The organism is Chrysosporum bergii ANA360D (assembly GCF_029891735.1).
GTDB lineage: Bacteria > Cyanobacteriota > Cyanobacteriia > Cyanobacteriales > Nostocaceae > Umezakia > Umezakia bergii.
The window spans coordinates 40,746-62,796 of record NZ_JANQDH010000025.1; the positions used below are offsets into that span (position 1 = coordinate 40,746).

The following is a 22,051-nucleotide window of genomic DNA, read 5'->3' on the forward strand; positions in this document are numbered from 1 at the left end:
CAGTTGACATACTCACCGACATTTTGTATTTTATGTTGGTATATGAAAAATTGCGAGCTATTGAAACCAGAAAAAGGCTGTCCTAGAAGGACGAGCTTCTAACCCCATTCTGTTGCTCGGCTACTCTGGGCTGTGGGTAGTTACTATTGACTTTTTTTTGTTACATTTGCTACCTAGTTAATGATTTGAGATTTGAGATTTGAGATTTTAGATTAAAGCGAGGTTTTTTTAGCGGTGGCGAGCAAGATGCTCCCACTACCATCTTATTAGGTTGATGTAAGGCGGGCATCCATCAAAGATTTTTTCTAGGTGGCTATTCCTACAGGTACTGCCATAATAAAAATATCTAAACATATCTCAATGGGATTTATGGTGCAAATGAATACAAAACAATATTATTCTAATTTTGCTCAACAAGATTATTACCTGTGGCTAGATAAGATGGCTGATTTGTTGAGAAATAAAAAATTTTCTGAGTTAGATTTAGATAATTTAATTGAAGAAATAGAAAGTATGGGAAGAAGTGAGAAAAATGCTTTAAGAAGTAATTTAAGAGTAGTTTTAATGCACCTGCTCAAGTATAAATTCCAGCCGCAAAAGCGCTCTAATAGTTGGTTATATACTATATACGAGCATCGGTTAAAATTACAAGAAGCTTTTTTAGATAGTCCCAGCTTAAAAGGTTATTATCTAGAAGTTCTTGCTAATTGTTATCAACACGCTCGCACAGAAGCAGCTATTGAAACCGGGCTTACCGTTGCTATTTTCCCCACTGATTGTCCCTTCTCTGTTGATGAGATATTAGATGCAGACTTTTTCCCTAGTTGATGTATGAGTATGATACAGCCTAGCTTAGTCAGCGATCGCGCGAAGCGCACTGCTCTAAGCAATCGCCCATGACCATTTTATATATTTTTTGGATTTCATATTTTAGATTGTTCCCTTTCCCCTGTTCCCTCTTGGAAAAACTAATTACTTCTGGCGGCACCTTTTTTGATCTACTGCAATTTGTTTCTGTAATGATGGTGGTACACCAAGTATGGAATCACTATACAAACGCTCAAATTCACGCACATAATGGGCAGCAATAGTGGGATTCTCTATTATCAAAAGTGCTTCATCATTGTTATTATTGGCAACTTGTGACCAATTATGAGAACCTGTAATTACTGTTTGTTTGTCAATTACAGCAAATTTGTGATGTAATAAATCGCTTCTAGATAAGATGGGTACACCGACAGTAGTTTGGGGAGTTTGCCAAGGATTATTATTAATTTCATACTGACATTTATTACTGAGCTTAACCCCCATCATGTCCAAGGCTTCGCTATAATAACGATAGGCAAAGCCTGAGTCAATTAAAGCCCGGATGGAAACATTTTGCTTTTGAGATTTTTCCAGAATATCACTAAGACGCTGCTCGGAAAAAACAAACAACGCTAGATCAATAGATTGATTAGCAGAATTTAAGGTTTGACCAATCAAACCATTACTAGATTTGCTCCATGGTTCGCTAGATGCGGTGGGGGAAAAATGTACCGTGATTTTAGTGTCACCTAATGTGATAGTTTGAGGCGATCGCATTGGTTTATTAACCCCAAATTTACTATCTCGCTGACCTCCCGCACCATCACCCCACATAATATTAAACTCCTCGGTAAACAAAGCAGCTAATTCTGGGCTGTCAATTTGTAAAAAATTATTGGCATTACCTAAACTGCTAGGATTAGTGTAATCGCCGTGAACATCACTGAGAGTAAAATTAGCCGAAGTTATAATTAACCAACGATTATCCACAATCACAAATTTGTGGTGCATCAAACTACTACCTGCTGAACCATCAGCACGATCATCTATCCAAGTAACTTGGGCATTTTGTAGCATGATCAATGTATCTCGTTGATTAATTTCTTCTTGGCTGAGTCGCCCATCTTGGTTCAGATCCACAAAATCATAAAAGTCTTGATAACGTTGTTTTTCTATATAAGTGAACTTTTCTACTTCCTGGGGTGTTAAACTGCTCCAAGGACGACTGTAATTATCTTCTAAAATCACCCTCACTTTAACGCCGGCTTTTTGTCTTTCTGCTAGTGCTTGGGCAATTTTAGGTAATCTCAATTCTTGAATGGCTACATCCACCGTAGTTTGAGATTGAGAAATAACATCAATAATTTGTTGTTCTAGATTATCCCCAAGGCGAGTTTGTCCACGGTAAGGTTCCCTATATTTGGCAGCCTGGGAATGATTAAAATAAACTTGAACTAATGGATCTTGGGGTAGGGGTGGTAAAAGTTGACGTAGAGATGGTTGTTTTTCACAAGCCGTTATCCCTAGCATCAGAAAAACGACCAGGATATATTGTGGTGGGGGCAAAATCTGCACGGTAATTTGGTAAAAGGGAACAGGGAACAGGAAACAGCAGCCAGCACTATTTAGGGTTTATAAATATAATATTATCAATCATATGCAAGTATATTTAGACTACAGCGCCACTACTCCAACTCGCCCAGAAGCCATAGCTGCTATGCAAGCAGCCCTGCATCAACAATGGGGCAACCCCTCTAGTTTACATGAGTGGGGACAACGGGCAGCGACAATTATCGAACAAGCAAGAATCCAAGTGGCAGAATTAATTCATGCGGCTAATCCAGAATCTATTATTTTTACTGGCGGTGGTACTGAGTCCAATAATTTAGCTGTAATGGGTGTTGCTCGGTTGTACACTGTACCTCAACATATAATTATTTCTCAGGTTGAACATTCTGCTATTTCTGAACCAGCGCGGTTATTGGAGATGTGGGGTTGGGAAGTGACCCGCTTGGGTGTGGATCACCAAGGTAGAGTTAATCCCCTGGATTTACAGGCAGCTTTGCAAGATAACACTGTGTTAGTTTCCATCATTTATGGACAAAGTGAAATAGGTACAGTACAACCAATTGCAGAACTAGGAAATATTACCCACCAGCATGGAGCGTTATTTCACACAGATGCAGTCCAAGTGGCGGGACGTTTACCCATGGATGTAGAGAAATTGTCAGTGGATTTACTCAGCATTTCCAGTCATAAAATATATGGACCACAAGGCGCTGGGGCGCTGTATGTGCGTCCTGGTGTAGAATTAGTACCTCTGCTGGCTGGTGGAGGACAAGAAATGGGACTGCGTTCTGGTACTCAAGCTGTACCCGTTATCGCCGGTTTGGGAATCGCAGCACAATTAGCCGCAGCTGAATTACCCAGTGAAACACCCCGTTTAATTAATTTACGCGATCGCTTGTTTGCTCACTTAGCCAATATTCCTGGTTTAATTCCCACAGGCGATTTACAACAGCGTTTACCGCACCATGTCAGTTTTTGTTTACAACAGGCCGATGGTAAAAAAGTCACTGGTAAAGCTTTAGTGCGACACATGAATTTAGCCGGCATTGGTATCAGTGCTGGTTCTGCCTGTCACAGTGGTAAACTTAGCCCTAGTCCCATACTTCTAGCAATGGGTTATCCAGAATCGGCCGCCTTGGGAGGAATTCGTTTTACCTTGGGGCGTGATACTACGGAAGCTGATGTAGATTGGGCGGCCATGGTGTTTAAGCAAGTTTTGCAGAGACTGACCATAAAACGAGACGCAAGCCCCTGGCTTCAGACACGGGGATAATTCGATAGCGACTTTAGTCGCATTAAAGCGATTGATTGGCTTTAGCCACATTCAAAATTGTATAAAATAATTTATCTAATGTTTATTAAAGCTTTACAGTATTATACAGGACACTCCTGTATAATAATTGTATGAGTCAAGAATATAAATCAAACAGAAATATTACTCACTAAAATGTCTAATTACGGATGCCAACAACACTTAATCAATCCTGATAAAAATTTAGCTGCTATTCTAGAATTTTTGTGTGGAGAATCAGCTAAACTTGCTAATTGCGGAACTTATTATGCAAGGCAGTTGTATTTTAAAACTGGCAGGATACCTGGAAAATACGATTTGCATAAATTATTGAAAAGCAACATCCATTTTCAGGCAATGTATTCACACGTTGCTCAACAATGCTTAACTACAGTTGCAGAATCTTTTAAGTCATTCATTGGATTACTTAAAAGAATTAAAGAAGGAACAGTTGGTCAACGTCCCAGGCTTCCCGGATATCGGAAAGGTGGACTAGCTTTAGTTACTTATCCAAAAGCAGATGTTAAACTCAAGGAAAGGCTTTTAAGGTTTCCCCTTGGCACTAAAGTAAAAACGTGGTTTGGATTAGATGCTTTTTACTTGCCAATGCCGTCAAATCTTGAGTTTAAAAGCATTAAAGAGTTGAGGATTTTACCAAGAAACAAATGTTTTTACATCGAATATGTGTACAAGCAACCTGATATTGCAGTTAATCTAGATAAGTCTAGAGCATTAGGGATAGACCATGGCATAAACAATTGGTTAACTTGCGTTTCTAATGTGGGAACAAGTTTTATTATTGATGGGAAACATTTAAAATCAATGAATCAATGGTACAACAAGCGAATTGCTACCATCAAAGAGAATAAAACTCAAGGATTTTGGAATGAGAAATTAGCCCACATAACTGAAAAACGCAATCGACAAACCAGGGATGCCATCAATAAAGCTGCAAGATTAGTAATTAATCATTGCCTAAATAACAATATCGGTACAATTGTATTTGGATGGAATAAAAAGCAAAAAGACAATGCTGATATGGGGAAAGTAAATAATCAAAAATTCGTTCAAATTCCGTCTGCTAAACTAAAAAACCGTATTGCGCAATTGTGCAAACAATATGAAATTCAATTTGTAGAAACAGAAGAATCATATACCTCAAAAGCTTCATTTTTAGATGGTGATGTGCTACCTACATTTCGTGCAAAACCGGACGGGTGGCAATCATCAGGAAAACGTGTTAATCGTGGGTTGTTCAAAACAGCCAAAAATATTTTATTAAATGCTGATGCTAACGGAGCAGCTAATATTTTAGTCAAAGTAGGGATAAAGCTAGGTCTAGACCTAAGTGGAATCAGTAGGGTGTCTTTGATAGCACCGTTGAAGGTTCGTTTGTGGACTATTCAAGAATCCCCCGGCTAAAAGCCGTGGGGAGTATCAACATTTTGCGTTATTAGTAATTAAACGTGAACAAGTACAAATCAGGTTCTTAATGGCTCGCACCCCTACCTTAACATTTGATCGCGGTACATTAATTTTGCATCCACCACCACGGGGTAAGGCTTGGATGGACTATGCTACATGGGATGATAGAGTAGAAAAATTTCGGATTCCAGCTTTGAAGTATCGGGATGTGGTGGAAGCACTGCAAGGGGAAGATGTTTACTTTATTGATGAAGCCAAGGCTTTTTATCCTGTGGATTTAATTCCCAGTTTGCAAATGGAACCTTATCCCCATCAAACCGAGGCCTTAACAGCCTGGAAACTGGGGGGAAGACAGGGGGTTGTAGTGCTACCTACCGCAGCCGGGAAGACTTATTTAGCACAAATGGCCATACAGTCCACACCCCGCAGTACCTTAATTGTGGTTCCTACTTTGGATTTGATGCATCAGTGGTATGCTCATTTAGTGGCGGCGTTTCCTGATGCTGAAGTGGGTTTATTGGGGGGTGGTTCACGCGATCGCACGCCTATTTTAGTAGCAACTTATGATAGTGCTGCCATTCATGCAGAAACCTTGGGAAATCTCTATGGTTTGATTATTTTTGACGAATGTCATCATTTACCCACAGATTTTAGCCGGGTGATTGCTGAATATGCCATCGCCCCCTATCGTTTAGGATTGTCAGCCACGCCAGAACGTACTGATGGGAAACACGCTGATTTAAATATCCTCATTGGTCCACAAGTCTATCGCAAACGGGCTGAGGATTTAGCGGGTGGTGCTTTGGCAAAACACGAAGTTGTCCAAATTAAGGTAAAATTATCACAGCAAGAGCGGGAAAGATATAATCAATTAATTCAAACCCGCAATGATTTCTTACGCCAATCTAAAATTTCTTTGGGGAGTATTCAAGGTTGGCAAATGTTTGTGAAAATGAGTGGGCGATCGCCAGCAGGAAGAAGGGCAATGTTAGCACATCGGGAAGCTAAAAATATTGCTCTAGGTACTGATGGCAAGTTGCGAGTTTTGGTTAATTTATTAGCGGAACACTTCCCCGCCAGGATTTTGATTTTTACTGCTGATAATACGACTGTTTATAATATTTCTCAACAATTATTAATTCCGGCTATTACCCATCAAACCCCTGTGAAAGAACGTCATGAAATTTTAACTAAGTTTCGCCTGGGTGAATATAATACTTTGATAGCTTCTCATGTGTTGAATGAGGGGGTTGATGTACCAGCTGCTTCTGTGGCCATTATTTTGTCGGGAACCGGTTCTACTAGGGAGTATATCCAGCGTTTGGGTAGAGTGTTAAGAAAGGGAAATGTTGCTGATAAACAAGCGATTTTGTATGAGGTTGTGGCTGAGGATACTAGTGAGGAGGGGACTTCGGCGCGACGACGAGGAACAGAGAAGAGAAACGAACCGCAAAGAGGCGAAGAACGCGAAGATAAAAGGGAAAAGTTGGGGAATTTGCAGGTGGTTTATGGGGGTGGGAAGAAGGGTAGAACTCCCAAGGCTGCGGAAGAGTTAGAAGTTAGTTATTTAGGTAAACAGGGAAATGTTACCAACGGATTTACTGAGTCATCGTCAAAACGGAGAGGAGATAATTCCCAGGAGACTGAAGATTGATCGGAATAATTTGCAGTTGGGGAATGAGTTGATTAGTTGTTTTGAAGCGGCTAAGGGTAAGACTCTGGGCGAACTGGAACGTCAACTTTTAGATTTGGAAGGTGATGCAACAGATTATCGGGTGAAGCGGGGGTTGGCTTATATTCTGAAAAGTAGTTTTTGTACTTTTGAAGTGGTAAGTCCTCTTGAACCGTCAATGTTAAGGGAGCGGGTGTTTGCTTTGGCGGCTAAGTCGGCTCCCAGTCGGGAATCTAGTGGAGTTATTTTAGGTAAAGTTGCTGATGAGTTGAGTCAGGAGCTAGAACGTGAGGTTTTGTTAGAACAAGTGCGTGATGGTTTATATGCTGATTTAGCTGAAAATAAAATTTTGACTAATTTTGATGCACCGGGTGCGGTGGATTTGTTAAATAGATATAATTTGTCCCAGGTGCAGGGAATTTTTTATAAAGCTAGTCAATTAACTTTAAATGCCCATCGCAATGTACCAGGGGAATATAAACTATTGTTTCGTTATTTAAAGTTGTTTCAATTAATGGCTTATATTGAGGGGGATGCTGACCACGGGTTTACAATTACCATTGATGGTCCAACGAGCTTATTTCATTCTAGTACAAGATATGGGCTGGCGATCGCTAAATTAATTCCGGCTTTACTTCATGTCACCAAATGGAGTCTTTCAGCTACCCTACAAACCCGTGACCCCTACACCAGAGCTTGGCAAATGGGAAGATTTACTCTCAATTCAGAATGTGGTTTAGTTTCTCACTATTCTAAAGGTAAACCTTATGATAGTATGTTAGAATCATCATTTGTGGATAAGTGGGAAACAATAAAAACCGACTGGGTACTGGAGAGAGAAGTAAACTTAGTGCCAATTCCCGGTAGTGTGATGATCCCTGATTTTCGGTTAATACATCCTGACGGGCGTGACTTTTTATTAGAAATAGTTGGTTATTGGCGACCAGAATATTTACAGAAAAAGTTTTATCAAGTGCGCCGTTCTGGATGTGAGAATTTAATTTTAGCTATCTCCCAAAGATTAAACCTAGAAAAAGCGGGAGTTAAATTAGATAACGTCCCCGCCAAAATTGTTTGGTTTAAAGATAAACTATTACCAAAATCCGTATTAGAAGTCCTTGAAGAAGAGAATTAAAAAAAGTCCACCTCACCCATTCTCGCCTCCAACAAATCTAACAACTCATCAACATCCTTCCCCACATCCTGAAAACAAACCGCCGGAGGAGGTTCAGGCGCAAATTGAATCAACTTAATTTCCCCCTGACCAATAGCAATCATCACCACTTCCAATTCAGGGTTCTGATGATCAATAATTCCCAAAACTTCCTGAAGCCGACTTTCCACCCTCTCATTTAAATCTTCTATAGCCTTTTGAGGACAATAGACAAAATGGGGGCTTGGTTGTAAATCAATACCCACAGTACCTTGACCATTACCATTAGCTAACCACAAACCCCAAAACAAAGCCGCCAGATGACGCTGATTTTCCTTAACAAACCTATCCAACTGTCCACGCCACTTGCTATTCCCCGAAACAGGCTGACTACTTCCAAACATGATCCTCTCTCTGTGTCTCTGCGCCTCTGCGTGAGACTGATCTTAACCCACTTTGGACACCCTAGAGACTAGCATCAACCCTTCCTAAAAATGAACCTCCGAATAAAGCGATCGCTTTCGAGATACTTTTTTGTAGTCTAATTCTTCGGTAGATGAGCAGGGAACGTGTCACCATAGTACAGGAGTTACCTAAAAGATGTAAAAGGAGATAGAACCTTGAAAAATCAGCAACTAGGGAATTGGCAAACTACAATTGTAGGCATTGTGTTAGCACTGGTCGTCATTGTGGGATTAAATTCCTTTGTGATTATCAACCCAGGAGAAGCAGGAGTGATCAGCATCTTAGGTAAAGCTAGAGATGGTGCGCTACTAGAGGGTTTTCACATTAAACCCCCTGTCATTTCAGTAGTTGATGTATATGATGTGACAGTACAAAAGTTTGAAGTACCAGCTGAAAGTTCCACTAAAGATTTACAAACCTTGTCAGCGAGATTTGCGATTAACTTCCGCCTTGATCCTATACAAATAGTTGATGTGAGAAGAAAACAAGGAAGTCTAGCAAATATTGTCTCAAAAATCATTGCTCCCCAAACACAGGAAGCATTTAAAATAGCAGCAGCCAGAAGAACAGTAGAAGAAGCAATTACCAAACGCAGCGAATTAAAAGAAGACTTTGATTTTGCTTTGGGCGATCGCTTGGCTAAATATGGGATAATAGTTTTAGACACTAGTGTAGTTGACTTGACTTTTTCACCGGAGTTTGCCAGGGCTGTAGAAGAAAAACAAATAGCCGAACAACGCGCTCAAAGAGCCGTTTACGTAGCACGAGAAGCGGAACAAGAAGCACAAGCAGAAGTCAATCGTGCTAAAGGTAAAGCAGAGGCTCAAAGGCTATTAGCAGAAACTCTCAAAGCCCAAGGGGGACAGTTAGTTCTGCAAAAAGAAGCCATTGAGGCTTGGAAAACTGGCGGCGCTCAAATGCCCAGAGTTCTCGTTATGGGTGGTGAATCCAAAAGCAGTGTACCTTTTATTTTCAACCTAGGGAATGTTTCCGACCAATGATAATTTAGGTCAATAATGCCAATGGGGTGGGCTATACCCACCTCAAACACACCAGCAAAACTCAGAACATAAGAAACTAATTTATGTCAACTCCCAATCCTCAGAATCTCACAGTCTCGGAAGCCAAAAAAATTCTCAACAAATTTAATTGCCTAGACATAGCACCTATCCTTAAACCCTCAGAAAAAGCTTTAGTGCGACTAGCTCTAACTTTGGTAAGTAGTATTTGTGATTACCAAATATTAGGCATTTGTGCTGATACAGCAGAGGAAGGAATACTGGCAATGAGAACTTACTCTTATGCTTTTGGTTATGAAGCCCCCAAAAATTTAGCTACACCAGAGGGGCCAGTTTATATTAAATTAAATGGCAAAAACGGCTTATGTTATCTTGACTCCTATGCAGGACATCACCGAGGAGTATTAATTTCCTGCCAGTCTTACCGTGAGGGAGGAATCAACGAAATGTACGGACATTTACCCCTAGATTTGTTTGTGTAAAATTCGCCAGTCTCAGAGCATTCCCATCAGAAGATCATAACTTACCAAACCCATGGTGAAATAACTCACCACCAATGACCAACCAGCAATGACCAATGACTAATTTTTATGAGTATTATTACACTACAATGCGTTAAAAAAGACTTTGGCATCAAGGAAATTTTAAAAAATGCCAGTTTTAGCCTAGATGCTACTGATAAAGTAGGCTTAATTGGTACCAACGGTTCCGGTAAATCAACCCTATTAAAAATGATTGCCGGACTAGAACCAATTGATAGTGGACAAATTACCTTTAGTTCTGGTGCAAAAGTAATTTACTTACCCCAACAGCCAGACTTAGATGATCAGCGCACCGTTTTAGAACAAATTTTCGCAGACAGTGGCGAACATTTAGCCTTACTGCGTGAGTATGAACAACTCTCTCAGCAAATGGTACACTCTCCAGAAGATAGTCAGTTGATGTCCCGATTGGCTGGGGTCATGCAACGCATGGAAACTACCGGCGCATGGGAACTGGAAACCAACGCTAAAATTATTTTGAGTAAGTTAGGCATTTCTGACTTTGAGGCTGTGATCGGTACTTTGTCAGGAGGTTATCGCAAACGCATCGCCTTGGCAACCGCTTTGTTATCAGAACCAGATGTTTTACTCATGGATGAGCCTACTAACCATCTGGATGCCCTTTCTGTAGAATGGTTACAAAGTTATTTAAGTCGCTTTCGCGGCGCACTGTTGCTCATAACTCATGATCGCTATTTTCTTGATCAAGTTACCAACCGTATCATTGAAATTGACCGAGGGGATATCTACACCTACACAGGTAATTATTCATATTACCTGGAAAAAAAAGCTTTAGCTGAAGAATCGGCCATGAGTAGCCAACGTAAGCATCAGGGGGTATTGCGTCGAGAGTTAGAATGGTTAAAACGGGGACCAAAAGCCAGAAGCACCAAACAAAAAGCCCGAATTCAACGTATTCAAGCCATGCAGGGAACTGAGTTTAAACAAGCTCAGGGTAAAGTTGATATTTCCACTGTAAGCCGTCGTATTGGCAAGAAAGTTATAGAATTAAATCATATCTCCAAAGGGTATCATGGACGCACCTTAATTAAAGATTTCACCCACAGATTTAGTCCAGAAGACCGCATTGGTATTATTGGCGGTAATGGGACTGGTAAATCTACGTTAATGGATATGATTATTGGGCGGGTGCAGCCAGATTCCGGTACTGTGGAAATTGGTGCTACAATTCACATCGGTTATTTTGACCAACATTCCCAAGACTTACTCACAGCTGTAGACGAAAATCAGCGCGTGATTGACTACATCAAAGAAGAAGGGGAATTTGTCAAAATTGCTGATGGTACTCAAATTTCTGCTTCCCAAATGTTGGAGCGATTTTTGTTTCCGGGAAATCAGCAGTATGCACCAATTTATAAATTATCTGGGGGAGAAAAACGCCGTTTATTTTTGCTGCGAATTTTGATTAGCGCTCCCAATGTATTGATTTTAGATGAACCGACTAACGATTTAGATGTACAGACATTGGCAGTGCTAGAGGAATATTTAGAAGATTTTACAGGGTGTGTAATTATAGTTTCTCACGATCGCTATTTTTTAGATCGCACTGTTGACTCTATTTTTGCCCTAGAAGAAGGCGGTAATCTGCGACAATATCCTGGTAATTACTCAGTTTATCTAGATTACAAACAAGCAGAAGAAGCAGCAGAAAAACAACAGCCAGCCGCCAATACCAAGGAAAAATTACAACTAGATCCAAAAGTTACCAGTTCATCTGCAAGCACGGAAAATAAAAAGCGTCGCAGACTATCCAACTGGGAAAAGCGGGAATTTGAGGAGTTAGAAGAAAAAATTGCTCAGTTAGAAACCGAGAAAGCAGCAGCAGAAGCAGCGTTAATTAATGTCCCCTCTGGGAATTACAGCCAAGTACAGCAACTCTACCAACAAGTGGAAACTCTCAAGCAATCTATTGATGTAGCTACAGAACGCTGGTTAGAATTAGCAGAGATGGACTCTTAACAAAATCTTAACAAAACCCTAGGAAAATCATATGCCAGTCAAAGTTGGGGATATTGCTCCTGATTTCACCTTACCAGCCCAAAACGGTTCCACAGTCAGCCTCCGAGATTTTCGGGGACAAAAAGCTGTTGTCCTTTACTTTTATCCCAAGGACGACACACCAGGATGTACGGCTGAATCATGTGCTTTCCGTGATCAGTACGAAGTTTTTAAAACTGCCGGTGCGGAAGTAATTGGTGTTAGCGGTGACTCTAAGGAATCTCACCAAAAGTTTGCTGCTAAGTACAATTTGCCTTTTGTTCTCTTGAGTGACAAAGATGATCAAGTCCGTAAGCAATATGGCGCAACCATGGCTTTTGGTCTGATCCCTGGTCGTGTAACTTATGTGCTTGACAAACAAGGCGTTGTCCAATACGTATTTGACTCCATGCTTAATTTTCAAGGTCACGTTGAGGAAGCCTTGAAAACCATACAAAAGTTACATTAACCCAACTCCCCCTGTTTAAGGGGGATAATGGGGTATCTACAAGCGTTCAAAAATCCAAAATCTAAAATCTAAAATCTAAAATCTAAAATTCCTTCCCATTCTTACCGTTGGTATGACCGTTACCATTGCGGGGTTGAATTACACCATAACCCCCGTGGTTACGTTCGTAAATCACATTGATTTCGCCAGTGTCACAGTTGCGGAACATATAAAAGTCGTGTCCTACTAATTGCAGTTGTTGTGTGGCTTCTGTTAGGGTCATGGGTGGCATGGAAAAATACTTTGTGCGCACAACCTCATTGGGCAGTTCGGGAGTGCGATCGCCGATTAAATCTGCGGCCACTGGTTCGGGAACTAATACTTGATTAGTTGGTAGGGCATTAGTTTTTTTATCTTGGAGTCTTTCTTTATATTTACGTAGTTGACGGGCTATTTTATCTGCCACTAAGTCAATGCTGGCATATAAGTTTTCGCTGCTTTCTTCAGCACGGATAACATTCCCATTGGCATAAATTGTGACTTCAGCCGCTTGCTTAGGCGTAATGCGAGGATTACGAGCTACGCTCAAATGTACATCTACCTCATGAGTGATATTTTGAAAATGATTGACTGCTTTTTCAATTTTTTGATGTACATAGTCCCGAATTGCATCGGTGATGTCGATGTTTTTGCCGTGGATCACAAGCTTCATGTAAACTCTCCCACTGATGTATTTAATGTGAATTTGTTTTGTATGAGAAGAATTTGCGGTAAGGTCTTTCACTACCGCCAAAACAAATTTTGAACAAATTTAATGTACTGCTTATGGGTTTTCTCTCGGTTAGATGCTTGATCCAGTTCGAGATGTAAACAATGATTGAAAACTATCAGCCAGTGCATTAGTTCTGATTGTGTTTGGCGTGATGCTTGTTGCAGAGAGTTCCTCCTAACACCATTGAGGTTATATATTCAACCTAGCATTTTGTATTCCCCAATGCAGCTTCTGTTGACGTTCCGTTATGATCCTTTGCATAGCTTGACATTTCTTGACCCAAGCCCTGTAATTGGAAATATATTTGCTCAATCAATTAGTTAATTTGTGGCATGACCCCTGGACAGGAAACACAAACCAGAAAATGTTATTTATTTAACCCAGGATTAATACCATACACTGATGGTTGGTTATGGCAGCGATCGCTTGTAAACGACCGTATTCATTACCCTAATCTCCATGATGTGTTAATCTTGCTAGAGCATCCCCCTGTCTATACTTTGGGACAGGGAAGCAATCCGGAATTCCTCCAATTTGACCTGAATCAAACTAAATTCGATGTTCACACAGTTGAACGTGGTGGTGAAGTGACGTACCATTGCCCGGGTCAAGTGGTGGGATATCCAATTTTAAATTTGCGATATTATCGTCAAGACCTGCATTGGTATTTACGTCAACTGGAAGAAGTATTAATTCAGGTATTGGCAGTGTATAGGTTGTCAGGCGATCGCCTTCCCGGTTTTACGGGTGTTTGGTTGCAAGGGCGAAAAGTTGCAGCCATCGGCATTAAAGTTAGCCGTTGGATTACCATGCACGGCTTTGCCTTAAATGTTTGTCCTGATATGTCAGGGTTTCAACAGATTATCCCCTGTGGCATTGCTGACAAACCCGTAGGCAGTTTAGCCCAGTGGATACCCGGTATTACCTGTGAAGAGGTACGTCCTCATATAGCCCGGTGTTTTGCGGAAGTGTTCGGGGTGGAATTAGTGGAGGCGTAGCCATTTTTCAGGGAGTTTGGCAAAAATTATATCTTCCGGTATAATTATACTAGGAGTTGAGAGTTATTTCTCCCGAGATTCCGGAGACTTTTGCAAGCGGATCAATGTGTTGTAAACCTGTCGTTTTAAATTATTGTTGTTTTGTAGCTCGATAGTAATTGTATTAAACCGATCAATAGTCAAACCATTATCTTCAACTATTTTTTTTGAGTTTTCACAGTAAGTTATTGCAATGTCTTTGACCTGACGTGGTAGACTATTAATACTATTGGCATCGCTGCAAATAATTTTAGGTATCTCTCCACCCCCAATGAGTTTTTTAATTTCATCAAATGCCTGTTGACGTGGTGTTTCCATTGCCAAAACAGCTTGGGCGTAGCTGATAATATCAGTATTATTAACTTGATTGTTGATGATGGGTGTTTGGGCATTAGTTTGGGAATCTAAAAACATACTGCTGGTGACTAAACTAGCAGTGGCCAGAATCCCGCAAAATACCTGACGGGGAAATCTATGTAGTCGGCTACTGGAAAATAATAAAGTAGGAAGAGTTTTCATACCGTGAAAAACACAGAAGTATAGTGGGAATAGTCTAATATATTGAATTATTTTAAGATTCAGAAGTTCCAGAAAACTGTTTGTAAATTAAGTTTTTATATTTAATATCTACTTCCTTGGCATACTTGGCAAAGTTGTATAACTTTAGTTTGAAGTGTAGATACTTCTGTAGCCCCTTGTTTGAGGCTAACTTCTAACTCTAGTAGTAGTGGTAGACAGGAAATTAGTTGCTGCATAGAAAGCGATTTGACTTCTTGCTGCAAAAAGTAAATCCGTTTTGGGTTATTAACTTCGGCTAATTTGGCTATATCTTGAGGATTGCGTTCCCCGCTTTCCATAGCAGCCTTCACCAACAACCAGGTACGAAATTGACCTATGAGAGTAGCTACTATCCTCAATCCCGGTTCTGCCGCAGTGATCAGATCAGCTAAAATGGATAAGGCTTTAGCCGTATCTCCCATTCTAATTGCTGCTGCCAATTGTAAACTATTTTGAGTAGTATTTCTGACTAATTGGGTAATGGTATCTACGTCTAATGGCTTATTTCTATCAGATGCGTAAAGCCGTAGTTTTTCCATTTCATTGTAGAGAAGCCTTGTATCATTGCCCACAGCTTCGGCTAAAATTTCTGCACCCTGGGAAGTCAATTTCACTCCCATGACTTGAGCAACTTGATTAACAGACTCCACCAGTAATTCTGTTTTCCAGGGGGGGACGAGAGGAAATTCCCGAAATTCATCGGCGCATTTTTTCAGTAATTTTGTTGATTTCAGGCGTTCGTCTGGTTTGTTGCGGGTGGTGAGTAATAACCAGGAGTTATCGGGAATCACTGATACAGTTCGCGTTAGTTCTGCTAAGACATTTTCTGGACATTGCTGACATAGGTTAGTATTGACCAGCCATACCAACCTCCCCCCAGCGCCAAAGGGTGGTGTCATAACTTGGTTTAAACCCGTAATTGCTGCATCAGCTTGATCGGGGGATAGGGATGTATAATTAAAACTAGTCCAGAGAGGATCAAGGATGCGATCGCGCAGGGTGGTAACTGCTTTTTCCATAGCAAAATCATCCTCTCCCCAGTATAAATAAATTGGCATAGATTCAATTAATAGAAGAAGATTATATCCTAGAATTAGCCACATACTAATATAAATATCAGCAGTCAGAATGATGAGTACATTACAAACAGTGCAACAGTTACCCGCTAAATGGATAACACCAGAAAATTTCCGCCCTTATGGACAAGTAATCTTTGCTTGTGAAGATGGTAAAAACTTTGACGTAGAAGATGCCCAATTAAACTTACAAAATGGCACACCACGATTTTATATTATGCGGCTACAACAGCGCGGACGCAAGTTTGCTAAAATTACCCGTCATCTGCAATGTACTCAATGTTTAGGTTCTTTGGCGGGAAAAGATTGGTTAATTGCCGTTTGTCCTCCTCATAATCATTTGAGTGAACCCATCTTAGAAGAAATTGCTGCTTTCCGCATCCCCGGAAACTGCTTTATCAAACTAAATCAGGGTACTTGGCACGCAGGTCCGTATTTTGAGTATGAGGTAGTAGATTTTTATAATTTAGAACTTGCCGATACTAATATAGTGGATCATTTCACCCATGATTTTATCAAAAGCCATAAATTAGAGTTTGAGATCAGCCATAGCATTTCTTAAACGCGTGAGATACAAATGTAAATTATCGTCTTGTATTGCGGCGGGCATCTTGCCCGCTAATGATGTAGCTCGATTGGGCAAAATTCGCTATAATTAAGTTAATTAAGATGGAAATAAACAGAATAAATTTTGCTCACAAAAACCCCTGGTATATAAATAACTAAAATAATATGAAACACTGACGGCAAACATAGCTAACATGACTGGAATTACAGTCCTAAATTCTATTTGACGTTTATTGATTATTTCCCATAAACACATGACAACAATTACAGGCCAGAAAATAGTGGTGATAACAAACATCACAAAAGATAAAAATTTATCTTCTGGACTATCCGTAGGATGACGCAGTGAAAATTTGAGCCAATTGGTGAAAAAATAGCAGGTCATCAGGAAATAGCTAATCAGTAAAGTTAATTGCATCTGATTCATTTTTCACACTCCTTATGATTAATTGTACAATTTTTTCCCTCAGTAATCCAGATATGTGTAATTATTTGGATTGTTTTCTTTCTGATGTTACCCTAATATTCTTTAATTCATAAATATGAACGCAGCAAATTTCTTGATATCCGTTCAGCCATAGACTTAGTGCGACACAGTTATCGGTTTAAGTTACTCCCATAGTTGGTCTTCTTTTCATTATTGAAGCTCAAAATTGAATTGGTGGCAATTATGACAAATTTTTAATTAGACTTATTTACCTTAATTCATCCTGGTGGTCATTGTCGCAGGGGTTTAACCCCTAGTAAACCGATATACAACAATTACTATTATCAATGGGCCAGAATGGGCAAAAAATACGCAGAGTAATTCCTTCTATGTAAACTTACAGCTTAGAATTGGAAAGCGCCCGATAACTATAGCCAAGATGGGAATCTTTCTGAATGTACTGTTTAATTCGATCAAGGTCAAGAAATTCGTCAGCGACATCAATCAAACTATCACTGGTCATAGTGCGTAAACTCACAACTTCAACGCGAGAACCAGTACTGGTCACAGCATTAACAGCATAAGCTAAATCTCCATCTCCACTAACTAAGATTGCTGTGTCATAATAAGGAGCTAAAGTAATCATATCTACAGCAATTTCTACATTCAAATTGTGTTTTTTGCTATGGTCTGTTAGCTGAACTTCTTTGCTAACTACACGGTAACCATTACGACGCATCCAAAACAAAAAACCTTGTTGCTTTTCATTAGCGCGAGAACGTGTAGCATTTGGTTTTGATGTATCTACAGCAGTGTAAAAGAAAGCACGCAACAACCGAGAACCCCCAGTTAAATGACAAAGCAATTTTAGATAGTCGATTTCAATACCCAGTTGTAAAGCTGTCTGAAATAGACTTACCCCATCAATAAAAATGGCTACTCGACCACGATTTTTATCTTTGAAGGAGGAACTATAAGATAAAGGCTGTCGTTTCTGAAGATTTCCATCTTTGGTACTATTGTTTATCAAGTTTTTTCTTGGTAAATTAGGTTCTTCCTCCGGGCGTTGATAGACATTTTCTGCTTTGGTAAAATTAGTACTACTCATTGACTCCTCTAGATTTTAAATCTGGAAATGCTCTTGGCTAAATTGTCAATAGGTCATTTTGCGGATGAATCATCCTAGTACAGCACGGCGTAAATAAAGATACCATTTAGCCGCCAATACAGTAAATTTTTGGTAATTGTAGAGATTCCCAAATATAACGCCCCAAAAAACTATTAACTTTTGTCAGGGCTGGTTTTACGCAATCTTTCCACTGCTATAAGCAGGCTATTCATTACCTGCTTCTCATCCCCATAAGTTGAACTCAGGAAGCAATAACTTGGGTGAAAGCAGCTTGCTGTGAGGATAGAAGTAAAGGTGAGCCTTTGGCACATATTTCTATTGTACATCTCTATTCAAAAATCCTTCATTAAGCCAATCTTTGTATATTGACCTGGTGATATTTAGAACTAAAAATGTTTGTAGATTTTTCCATTAACTCTGCTGTCTCTGAGATCCCTTGACCATCAGCCCATATTCACACAAGATATTTTATACTGAATGACCATAAAAAATCAAAAAAAGACCCCCAGCAGCCATACAGCTAACTGAGGGGTTCTGCAAGCAAGTTGGTGTCGTCGCACAAAGATATTCGCGCCCATCACAATACCAACCCCACTATGAAAAAATGTGCCAAATTGCCAAATAGAGATATCATATTAGGGAAATTTTGTGAAGATAGTTTACGCTGATAGTTAATAGCTTTACAGATATCAAAACATCATCAACACCCAAGAAAAATGATAAGTAAAAATGCTTAGTCTACCAATAACTGCTGCGCCAAGGCGATCGCTTCTTCTGGAGTGGAAATTTTTTCCTCAGCTTGAGCTACGGCAATTTCTGTTAATAATTGTCCTAATTTTGGAGAAGGTGAAATATTTAATGCTATGATAAGTTCATCACCACTGACTAGTTTAGTGGGATGGGCAACCAGATCATTAGGGTTCAGGTAGCGGCTAATCAACAGTGTGTAGACAGTTAGCAAACTGTCACCAGACATAGCCGATACCAAAGTGTCATCTACTAAGGCTAAAACCACAGTAGCCGGAAATACATTTCCCACTTCTTGAAAGAAAAAATACTGCTCTCGTACAGACATATTATCTGATTTAAGTTTCGGTAGCAGTCTGAGAGCAGTAGTAACAGCTTTAACTTCGGCATCACTATAGGTTAATGCTTTTAACTCTTGTCTGGCAACTTCTGGTTGACAATTAACCAGACAAGCGAGTTTAGTAACACCTAACCAAGTAGTTTTCACCGTGTGGCGTACACACTGTTGTAGTTCTAAACTCAGTTGCGGCCAATTTCCAGCAATTAAACCCGCTATTGTGTCCGCCAGGGGGAGTTTTTCCCAGCTTTGGGGGGTGGCGTTGGGGAAGAAAGGCGCAAGTAAATTATTTTCTGCTGCTTTAATCAGCCAAAAGGTGCCCAGAGAATTTGCTAGTAAATAATTAATTTCTACCCGCACTCGTTCAGGGGCAACTTGTGTGATGTGTGATGCTAAACTTTGAATTGTGGCTTGGGTAGTTGCTTCAATGGTAAAATTCAGTTGGGCAGCTTGACGGTATGCCCGCATTAATCGCAGGGGGTCATCTTGGAGATTGGCAGGTGACACCATTTTTATTATACCACGTTCTAAATCAGCACGCCCTTGTAAGGGGTCGATGATTTCTTGGCTATGGGGATTATAAGCGATCGCGTTAATGGTAAAGTCTCTTCTACCCAAATCAGCCTCTAAACTCTCTCCTTCCTGTTGGGCAAAATCCACTGTAGCTTGGGGAAATACCACACGGGCAATTTGCCTTTGGGGGTCAAGGAGGACAAAACCAACATGATAGTGACGAGCGATGGACTGGGCTACCTTTACCGCATCAGATGGAATCACAAAATCTAGATCCCAATATTCACGAGTTCTACCCAAAAGGGCATCCCGCACTGCACCACCCACCATATAGGCAGGTTGCGGTAACCATTCCCAGCTAAAAGGCCAATTTTCGGGAAGTAAAGTAGGATGTATTGAACCGCGCATTGTCATAAAAATCAACCCAACAACTAGTGATCAAAGTTGTGGCTCTAAGCTACATTAACAATAAAGCAAGGTTTTTGGAGTCAGTTCTATTATGTGTATTTGTGTGAACTGCCACTATGTAGATAGTTGTCAAACCTACCATGCCGTAGAAGCACAGCATCAACAGCCGCACTTAACAGAAAATCCCATCTTTGACCCCAATCAACCCTCCATTAATGTTAATATCCGTACCAAAGAGGATGTGATTGAAATGGAATGGGATGTTGTCGGTTGTCTCAGCTTTAAGCAAGAAATGGGTAAATGGTCAAAATTACGCCCTGGTGAACTAGTACCCACGTGATCAAAGATAATTATTGTTTTATATTGAAGGCGGCTACTACTATTTGCCGTAGTAGTCGTAAATTTGATATAAAAGTAAACACTTTGATTTACGCCCACCTACTCAATACATTTTTTAATTAACCTTGACTCAGGAACTAGAACAGTTTGCAGCCGGAAAATACGCTTTATCCTTACATACCACCACTCCCGAACTGGGGCTGGCTATTAGTAATTTTGCTGGTGAAGCTCGCTCTCATATTTGGGATTTGGGGCACGATTTATCTAGTTACGTACATCAGTATTTAATAGAATTTATCAAACCCCAAACTTGGAGAGATATAGCCTTTATTGCCGTAGCTAAAGGACCAGGTGGTTTTACAGGTACTCGTATTGGTGTTGTTATTGCCCGCACCTTGGGACAACAGTTAAATATCCCCGTATTTGCTATTTCTACTTTAGCAGCAGTGGCTTGGGCAGAAAAAGCCAAAAATCCACCAACCCCGGCGGTAGTGGCGGTAGAAATGCCAGGACAACGAGGAAAAGTGTTTGCCGCCATATACCAAATATCTGCTAATCACAAGAGCATCAAGGCCTTGTTACCGGAAACTGTGTTTACACCGGAAGCATGGCAAGAAACCTTGGCTAGTTATCAGGGTGAATATCAATTAATTAAGGCCACATCTGGTTTAGCTGCAACTGTTAACAGTATTTTAGCACTAGCTTATTTAGACTGGCAACAAGGTAAACATCCTGATTGGTTCGAGGCTCTACCATATTATGGGCAGCATCCGGTACAAAATTAATTATTTTTATTAATTATTTTTATTAATTATTCTTATTAATTATGTTTTAAGCAAACCCTAACTTTGTTATCAAAAATTAAAGTATGATTTTAAAGTATGATTCCTCATCCCGGAAACACCTTAGATAAATCCAGGACTGAATTAGATAAAACAGGTAAATTAACTGACTCATTAGGCAACAAAATTAATTTGTGACGATAGCCAAATTTACCTTTTGACTATGTTAGCAACAGACTAATGTTAGCACAAAGCATGAAAGCTAGATATCAGTACAGATTTTACCCCACAGACCAACAGCAACAGAGTTTAGCTCGGTTGTATGGTTGTGTAAGGGTTGTCTGGAATGATGCGCTACATTTCTGTAAGCAATCTGAAAAGCTGCCAGGGTACAACAAACTCTCAGCGATGTTAACCCAAGCTAAAAAGACTGAAGAAAGAAAATGGCTATCTGATGTTCCTTCAGTGCCATTACAACAGTCTCTTAGGCATTTAGATGCTGCTTACAAAAACTTTTTCAATTCCCTTAAAAGCAAGAGAAAAGGTAAAAAGGTTGGGATCCCTAGATTTAAAAAGAAAACCAACTCACAATCAGCAGAGTTTACTAAGCAGGGGTTTTCGATAAAAGATGGAGTAGTCTACCTAGCCAAAATTGGGAATATCAAACCCATTTGGTCAAGAGACCTACCATCTCAACCTAGCTCAGTTACAGTGATTAAGGATAGCGCTAACCGTTATTTTCTTAGCTTCGTTGTAGAAGTTGAACCCAATATTACTGTTGCCAAAAACCAAAGCATAGGTATTGATTTGGGACTAAAAACTTTTGCGGCAATGAGCAATGGAGAAAAAGTTTTAAGCCCTAGCTACTCAAAACATGACCGGAAGATTCGTAAGTGGCAGAGAAAATTAGCGCGTCAACAAAAAGACTCAAAAAGAAGAAACAATACTCGCATAAAGATAGCTAAACTAC

General features: G+C 40.1%; 22 protein-coding genes and 1 pseudogene. 14 read left to right on the plus strand and 9 right to left on the minus strand.

The annotated features are described in order from the left end of the window. Window positions 1–378: 378 nt before the first annotated feature. Window positions 379–828, plus strand: coding sequence for a DUF29 domain-containing protein (locus NWP17_RS03985; RefSeq protein ID WP_280653620.1), 450 nt, complete (start codon window positions 379–381; stop codon window positions 826–828). 144 nt (window positions 829–972) lie between these two features. Here the strand turns inward: NWP17_RS03985 and NWP17_RS03990 are convergent, their stop codons facing one another. Further along, window positions 973–2,382 (minus strand): phospholipase D-like domain-containing protein, encoded by a 1,410-nt coding sequence (locus NWP17_RS03990; RefSeq protein ID WP_280653621.1) that lies wholly within the window; start codon window positions 2,380–2,382, stop codon window positions 973–975. A gap of 82 nt (window positions 2,383–2,464) precedes the next feature. On the opposite strand from NWP17_RS03990, the gene NWP17_RS03995 reads away from it, so the two are divergent. From NWP17_RS03995 to NWP17_RS04010, 4 genes are all read left to right on the plus strand, one after another. Beyond that, window positions 2,465–3,649, plus strand: a complete 1,185-nt coding sequence (locus tag NWP17_RS03995) for a cysteine desulfurase family protein (RefSeq protein WP_280653622.1) — start codon at window positions 2,465–2,467, stop codon at window positions 3,647–3,649. 174 nt (window positions 3,650–3,823) lie between these two features. Continuing rightward, complete coding sequence (locus tag NWP17_RS04000) at window positions 3,824–5,089, plus strand: RNA-guided endonuclease InsQ/TnpB family protein (RefSeq protein ID WP_280653623.1); 1,266 nt, start codon at window positions 3,824–3,826, stop codon at window positions 5,087–5,089. A 70-nt stretch (window positions 5,090–5,159) separates the two neighbouring features. Next, the gene (locus NWP17_RS04005; protein ID WP_280653624.1) at window positions 5,160–6,746 is read left to right on the plus strand and encodes a DEAD/DEAH box helicase family protein; all 1,587 of its coding nucleotides are present in this window, start codon (window positions 5,160–5,162) and stop codon (window positions 6,744–6,746) included. Then, a complete protein-coding gene (locus NWP17_RS04010) occupies window positions 6,676–7,899 on the plus strand; it encodes a DUF790 family protein (protein WP_280653625.1) in 1,224 nt (407 codons plus the stop codon). Before NWP17_RS04005 ends, NWP17_RS04010 begins: the two co-directional genes overlap by 71 nt. Here NWP17_RS04010 and ccmS read toward each other — a convergent pair. After that, window positions 7,896–8,324: a beta-carboxysome assembly chaperone CcmS gene (gene ccmS, locus NWP17_RS04015; protein WP_280653641.1), complete on the minus strand. Its 429-nt coding sequence runs from the start codon at window positions 8,322–8,324 to the stop codon at window positions 7,896–7,898. The two genes, NWP17_RS04010 and ccmS, sit on opposite strands and share 4 nt — an antisense overlap. Before the next feature lie 213 nt (window positions 8,325–8,537). Between ccmS and NWP17_RS04020 the strand changes: the two genes are divergently transcribed. The 4 genes from NWP17_RS04020 to NWP17_RS04035 all read left to right on the plus strand — a co-directional run bounded on the left by NWP17_RS04020 (window position 8,538) and on the right by NWP17_RS04035 (window position 12,410). Beyond that, the gene (locus NWP17_RS04020; protein WP_280653626.1) at window positions 8,538–9,383 is read left to right on the plus strand and encodes a prohibitin family protein; all 846 of its coding nucleotides are present in this window, start codon (window positions 8,538–8,540) and stop codon (window positions 9,381–9,383) included. Window positions 9,384–9,466: 83 nt separating this feature from the next. Further along, entirely contained in the window at window positions 9,467–9,883 is a 417-nt protein-coding gene (locus NWP17_RS04025) for a DUF1824 family protein (protein ID WP_280653627.1), read from the plus strand. A gap of 108 nt (window positions 9,884–9,991) precedes the next feature. Beyond that, complete coding sequence (locus tag NWP17_RS04030) at window positions 9,992–11,923, plus strand: ABC-F family ATP-binding cassette domain-containing protein (RefSeq protein WP_280653628.1); 1,932 nt, start codon at window positions 9,992–9,994, stop codon at window positions 11,921–11,923. A gap of 31 nt (window positions 11,924–11,954) precedes the next feature. Then, a complete protein-coding gene (locus NWP17_RS04035) occupies window positions 11,955–12,410 on the plus strand; it encodes a peroxiredoxin (protein WP_280653629.1) in 456 nt (151 codons plus the stop codon). Window positions 12,411–12,492: 82 nt separating this feature from the next. On the opposite strand, the gene hpf is transcribed toward NWP17_RS04035, so the two are convergent. Beyond that, window positions 12,493–13,101, minus strand: a complete 609-nt coding sequence (hpf, locus tag NWP17_RS04040) for a ribosome hibernation-promoting factor, HPF/YfiA family (RefSeq protein WP_280653630.1) — start codon at window positions 13,099–13,101, stop codon at window positions 12,493–12,495. Window positions 13,102–13,493: 392 nt separating this feature from the next. Between hpf and lipB the strand changes: the two genes are divergently transcribed. Then, window positions 13,494–14,159 (plus strand): lipoyl(octanoyl) transferase LipB, encoded by a 666-nt coding sequence (lipB, locus tag NWP17_RS04045; protein WP_280653631.1) that lies wholly within the window; start codon window positions 13,494–13,496, stop codon window positions 14,157–14,159. Between the two features lie 63 nt (window positions 14,160–14,222). On the opposite strand, the gene NWP17_RS04050 is transcribed toward lipB, so the two are convergent. After that, window positions 14,223–14,717, minus strand: coding sequence for a DUF4168 domain-containing protein (locus NWP17_RS04050; RefSeq protein WP_280653632.1), 495 nt, complete (start codon window positions 14,715–14,717; stop codon window positions 14,223–14,225). Between the two features lie 101 nt (window positions 14,718–14,818). Continuing rightward, window positions 14,819–15,814 (minus strand): DNA polymerase III subunit delta, encoded by a 996-nt coding sequence (holA, locus tag NWP17_RS04055; RefSeq protein ID WP_280653633.1) that lies wholly within the window; start codon window positions 15,812–15,814, stop codon window positions 14,819–14,821. 73 nt (window positions 15,815–15,887) lie between these two features. Between holA and NWP17_RS04060 the strand changes: the two genes are divergently transcribed. Next, a complete protein-coding gene (locus NWP17_RS04060; RefSeq protein ID WP_280653634.1) occupies window positions 15,888–16,394 on the plus strand; it encodes an ureidoglycolate lyase in 507 nt (168 codons plus the stop codon). 102 nt (window positions 16,395–16,496) lie between these two features. On the opposite strand, the gene NWP17_RS04065 is transcribed toward NWP17_RS04060, so the two are convergent. The 3 genes from NWP17_RS04065 to NWP17_RS04075 all read right to left on the minus strand — a co-directional run bounded on the left by NWP17_RS04065 (window position 16,497) and on the right by NWP17_RS04075 (window position 19,960). Then, the gene (locus tag NWP17_RS04065; RefSeq protein WP_280653636.1) at window positions 16,497–16,826 is read right to left on the minus strand and encodes a hypothetical protein; all 330 of its coding nucleotides are present in this window, start codon (window positions 16,824–16,826) and stop codon (window positions 16,497–16,499) included. 397 nt (window positions 16,827–17,223) lie between these two features. After that, window positions 17,224–17,934, minus strand: coding sequence for a LabA-like NYN domain-containing protein (locus tag NWP17_RS04070; protein WP_280653637.1), 711 nt, complete (start codon window positions 17,932–17,934; stop codon window positions 17,224–17,226). 754 nt (window positions 17,935–18,688) lie between these two features. Next, window positions 18,689–19,960, minus strand: a complete 1,272-nt coding sequence (locus NWP17_RS04075) for a tRNA nucleotidyltransferase/poly(A) polymerase-related protein (protein ID WP_425332638.1) — start codon at window positions 19,958–19,960, stop codon at window positions 18,689–18,691. A 91-nt stretch (window positions 19,961–20,051) separates the two neighbouring features. Here NWP17_RS04075 and NWP17_RS04080 point away from each other — a divergent pair, with 91 nt between their 5' ends. Together NWP17_RS04080 and tsaB are read left to right on the plus strand one after the other, a co-directional pair. Beyond that, the gene (locus NWP17_RS04080; RefSeq protein WP_280653639.1) at window positions 20,052–20,300 is read left to right on the plus strand and encodes a Ycf34 family protein; all 249 of its coding nucleotides are present in this window, start codon (window positions 20,052–20,054) and stop codon (window positions 20,298–20,300) included. A gap of 124 nt (window positions 20,301–20,424) precedes the next feature. Then, window positions 20,425–21,084 (plus strand): tRNA (adenosine(37)-N6)-threonylcarbamoyltransferase complex dimerization subunit type 1 TsaB, encoded by a 660-nt coding sequence (tsaB, locus tag NWP17_RS04085; RefSeq protein WP_280653640.1) that lies wholly within the window; start codon window positions 20,425–20,427, stop codon window positions 21,082–21,084. A gap of 104 nt (window positions 21,085–21,188) precedes the next feature. On the opposite strand, the pseudogene NWP17_RS04090 reads toward tsaB, so the two are convergent. Then, window positions 21,189–21,299, minus strand: a pseudogene (locus tag NWP17_RS04090) (Uma2 family endonuclease); the annotation flags it as partial. A gap of 37 nt (window positions 21,300–21,336) precedes the next feature. Between NWP17_RS04090 and NWP17_RS04095 the strand changes: the two are divergent. Further along, the coding region (locus NWP17_RS04095; RefSeq protein WP_280653642.1) for an RNA-guided endonuclease InsQ/TnpB family protein at window positions 21,337–22,051 on the plus strand (715 nt) is incomplete at its 3' end.

Coding starts and splice junctions, on each gene's coding strand:
- NWP17_RS03985 (WP_280653620.1), top strand. CDS start 379: ATGAATACAAAACAATATTATTCTAATTTTGCTCAACAAGATTATTAC.
- NWP17_RS03995 (WP_280653622.1), top strand. CDS start 2,465: ATGCAAGTATATTTAGACTACAGCGCCACTACTCCAACTCGCCCAGAA.
- NWP17_RS04000 (WP_280653623.1), top strand. CDS start 3,824: ATGTCTAATTACGGATGCCAACAACACTTAATCAATCCTGATAAAAAT.
- NWP17_RS04005 (WP_280653624.1), top strand. CDS start 5,160: ATGGCTCGCACCCCTACCTTAACATTTGATCGCGGTACATTAATTTTG.
- NWP17_RS04010 (WP_280653625.1), top strand. CDS start 6,676: ATGTTACCAACGGATTTACTGAGTCATCGTCAAAACGGAGAGGAGATA.
- NWP17_RS04025 (WP_280653627.1), top strand. CDS start 9,467: ATGTCAACTCCCAATCCTCAGAATCTCACAGTCTCGGAAGCCAAAAAA.
- NWP17_RS04030 (WP_280653628.1), top strand. CDS start 9,992: ATGAGTATTATTACACTACAATGCGTTAAAAAAGACTTTGGCATCAAG.
- NWP17_RS04035 (WP_280653629.1), top strand. CDS start 11,955: ATGCCAGTCAAAGTTGGGGATATTGCTCCTGATTTCACCTTACCAGCC.
- hpf (WP_280653630.1), bottom strand. CDS start 13,101: ATGAAGCTTGTGATCCACGGCAAAAACATCGACATCACCGATGCAATT.
- lipB (WP_280653631.1), top strand. CDS start 13,494: ATGACCCCTGGACAGGAAACACAAACCAGAAAATGTTATTTATTTAAC.
- NWP17_RS04050 (WP_280653632.1), bottom strand. CDS start 14,717: ATGAAAACTCTTCCTACTTTATTATTTTCCAGTAGCCGACTACATAGA.
- holA (WP_280653633.1), bottom strand. CDS start 15,814: ATGCCAATTTATTTATACTGGGGAGAGGATGATTTTGCTATGGAAAAA.
- NWP17_RS04060 (WP_280653634.1), top strand. CDS start 15,888: ATGAGTACATTACAAACAGTGCAACAGTTACCCGCTAAATGGATAACA.
- NWP17_RS04065 (WP_280653636.1), bottom strand. CDS start 16,826: ATGAATCAGATGCAATTAACTTTACTGATTAGCTATTTCCTGATGACC.
- NWP17_RS04070 (WP_280653637.1), bottom strand. CDS start 17,934: ATGAGTAGTACTAATTTTACCAAAGCAGAAAATGTCTATCAACGCCCG.
- NWP17_RS04075 (WP_425332638.1), bottom strand. CDS start 19,960: ATGCGCGGTTCAATACATCCTACTTTACTTCCCGAAAATTGGCCTTTT.
- NWP17_RS04080 (WP_280653639.1), top strand. CDS start 20,052: ATGTGTATTTGTGTGAACTGCCACTATGTAGATAGTTGTCAAACCTAC.